This is a genomic window from Elstera sp., from assembly GCF_044372965.1.
Taxonomy (GTDB): domain Bacteria; phylum Pseudomonadota; class Alphaproteobacteria; order Elsterales; family Elsteraceae; genus Elstera.
In genome coordinates this window covers 1-2,587 of record NZ_JBILQX010000300.1, presented here as the reverse complement: position 1 = coordinate 2,587, position 2,587 = coordinate 1, and the positions used below count along the sequence as shown (strand labels likewise).

Sequence of the window (2,587 nt, the reverse complement as noted above, 5' to 3'; positions counted from 1 at the left end):
CGGAAACATCGATATGGCGATCAGGGTCGGCTGGTTGACCGATTCCAGCCTACAAGCCCGGCGCATCGGCGGTTTCCGGCAACTGCTGGTCGCCGCGCCCACCTTTGCCGCCGCCGTGGCAGCCTGTGGCGATCCGCAAGATCTAGCCACGCTACCCTTCATAGGGAATCGGGCATTGCGCGACCCCCTGCACTGGCCGTTTTCCCGCGATGCCATCGACCGCCGCGCGGTTCGATTTCGCGCCGCGCTGTCTATCGATACAACCTTGGGCGTGCATGCGGCCGTGATGGCCGGGGCGGGTCTTTCGGTTTTACCGGATTTTCTGGCGGATGCCGATCTTGTCGCTGGGCGTCTGCTGGCGGTTTTGCCCGAGTGGGGCTTGCCTGCTGGGGGGATTCATGCCGTCTTTCCCGCCGCGCGGTTCCGGCCCGCCAAGGTGAGTGCCTTTGTTGATCTTCTGGGTCAGCGCGAACGCGCGCGGGACAGGCCGGTTTCCCCTGCCCCTTGACCCCCCTCCCCCAACCCGGCAAGGTCTTAGCCCCTTCGGGGGCTGGTCGCATAAATAGGGTTGGGGCGATGATTACGGATCTCTTGGAAAAACTCACCCACGGGCAGGATTTGAGCCGCCAGGAACTCGCTTTTGCCCTGGACGATCTCATCGATGGCAACTGCCCGGATGTTCAATTCGCCGGGCTGTTGATGGGCCTGCGGATCAAGGGTGAGACCGTGGAAGAGTTGATCGGGGCCGCCTCCGTCCTGCGGGCGCGGGCGCTGCAACTGCCGCTCAGCACGCGCCCACTGCTCTGTACGGCGGGCACGGGCGGCGATGGCGCGGGAGGGCTCAACCTCTCGACGACGGCGGCCCTCATTGCCGCCGGTGCCGGCGCGAGCGTCGCCAAGCACGGCAATCGGGCCGTCTCGTCCAAAAGCGGTAGTTCCGACGTGCTCGAAGCCCTGGGCGTTCCGGTTGATCTGTCGATTGAAGCCACGGCGCGCGGCATCGAGACCATTGGCATCGGCTTTCTCTTTGCGCCGCTCTATCACCCGGCGACCAAGGCGGTGGCGACGATCCGCCGGGCTTTGGGGATTCGGACGCTGTTCAACCTGCTGGGGCCGCTGACCAACCCGGCCCATGTGCGCAAGCAATGCGTGGGCGTGTATCACCCCTCCAAGCTGCGCATTATGGCGGAAGCGCTGGCCGGGCTGGACTGCGAACGCGCGCTGGTGATTTCGGCGGAAATTGGGCTGGATGAAGTCGCGCCCCAGGGCAAAACCTATGTTGCCTCCTTGCGCAACGGCGCGATTGAGGAATTCACCGTTACCCCCGCCGATTTTGGCTTCGACGAGCAACCCCTGTCGGTCATCAAAGGCGGCACACCGCAGGAGAATGCGGCGGCGTTGCTGACCATTCTGCGCGGCGAAGATCACCCCGGTCGGCAAACTGTGCTGATGAATGCCTCCGCTGCCCTGGTCGCGGCCGATCTCGCCGATGATTTCAAGGGCGGCGTTGCGCTGGCGCAGCAAGCAATCACCTCCGGTGCGGCCCTGGCAAAGCTCGACGGGCTGCGCGCTCTGAAGAACGAGGCATAACATGACCACACTCACTAATCGCCTGAAGCCGATCTGCGACCGCCGGGCGGAGGATGTGGCCGCCGGGAAAGCCCAGCGCTCCCTCGCTGACATCGAACGCGAGATCGCTACCCTGCCGCCGACGCGCGGGTTTACCCGCGCCGTCACCGAACCGGGCGCGCTGCGCGTCATCGCCGAAATCAAGCGCGCCTCCCCCTCCGCCGGAACCATCCGGGCCGACAGCGACCCGGTGGCGATTGCCCGCTCCTACGAGGCGGCCGGGGCCTCGGCCCTCTCTATCCTCACCGAGCCCCATTGGTTCCACGGCGTTGATGCCGAACTGCAAGCCGCCCGCGCCCAGGTGAAGATCCCCGTGCTGCGTAAAGACTTCATTGTCGATCCCTGGCAGGTCGCCGAAACTCGCCTGATGGCCGACGCCTGCCTGCTCATCGTCGCCGTGCTGGGCGAATCCACCGCCGACTATCTCGCCCAGGCCCGCGCCTATGGGCTCGATGCGCTGGTTGAAGTCCACGACGAAGCGGAAATGGCTATCGCCTTGAAATCCGGGGCCGAGCTGATCGGCGTCAATAACCGCGACCTCACCACCTTCATCATCGACCTCGCCAACGCCGAGCGCCTGCGCCCGATGGTGCCGCCCGGTATCGGCTTCGTTGCCGAAAGCGGGTTGGAGACGCCGGAGGATTTCGCCCGCATGCGCAGCATCGACGCCCAGGCGGTGCTTGTGGGGTCGGCTTTGATGCGCGCGCCGGAGCCGGGGGCGCAGTTGCGGTATTTGTTGGGGCAATAGTCTGTCAGGGGCGCTGCCCCCGACGCCCCCGCTCAAGGGGCTTGCCCCTTGAGAATCCATTTCCCTTGGAGCATCTCGCTCCCCACATTCCCCAAATAAGAAAACGGGATCACCAAGGGGCGAGCCCCTTGGTTGGGGTCGTTAGGGGTGAAACCCCTAACCTTCCGAAAGGAACACTCATGGTGCGCGTAAAAATCTGCGGGCTCACGC

At 65.0% G+C, this 2,587-nt stretch carries 3 protein-coding genes; all 3 read left to right on the top strand.

Annotation, left to right across the window (positions count from 1 at the left end; all coding sequences use genetic code 11):
* On the top strand, nucleotides 1–508 hold a 508-nt coding region (locus ACIQ36_RS19915), incomplete at its 5' end, for a LysR substrate-binding domain-containing protein (RefSeq protein ID WP_395832610.1).
* A 68-nt stretch (nucleotides 509–576) separates the two neighbouring features.
* On the top strand, nucleotides 577–1,590 hold the full coding sequence (gene trpD, locus ACIQ36_RS19910) for an anthranilate phosphoribosyltransferase (protein WP_395832608.1): 1,014 nt from the start codon (nucleotides 577–579) through the stop codon (nucleotides 1,588–1,590).
* A gap of 1 nt (nucleotide 1,591) precedes the next feature.
* On the top strand, nucleotides 1,592–2,377 hold the full coding sequence (gene trpC, locus ACIQ36_RS19905) for an indole-3-glycerol phosphate synthase TrpC (protein WP_395832606.1): 786 nt from the start codon (nucleotides 1,592–1,594) through the stop codon (nucleotides 2,375–2,377).
* Nucleotides 2,378–2,587: the final 210 nt, after the last annotated feature.